The sequence below is a fragment of the Alicyclobacillus fructus genome (genome assembly GCF_017329605.1).
GTDB lineage: Bacteria > Bacillota > Bacilli > Alicyclobacillales > Alicyclobacillaceae > Alicyclobacillus > Alicyclobacillus fructus.
Map to the genome: position 1 here is coordinate 1 of NZ_JAFMTY010000126.1, position 244 is coordinate 244.

At 57.4% G+C, this 244-nt stretch carries 1 pseudogene; it reads left to right on the plus strand.

The window, feature by feature from the left end:
• Positions 1–244: pseudogene (locus tag J3481_RS14560) on the plus strand (IS21 family transposase); the annotation flags it as partial.

The following is a 244-nucleotide window of genomic DNA, read 5'->3' on the forward strand; positions in this document are numbered from 1 at the left end:
GCAGTATATCAAGTTTCTTTACGAGAGTGGGGAGTACTCGATCTCCGAAATTGCGCGGTCTGTGGGTGTCAACTGGCGCACGGCGAAAAAGTACGCGACTCGGGACGACTGGAATCTACGCCTTCGTCCCCGCCGCACGCGCCACCCGGTGCTGGGACCGTACCTTGAAATCATCGACACCTGGCTGCTCGAGGAACAAGCGCTTCCCCGCAAGCAACGTTACACGGCCAAGCGCATTTTTGAA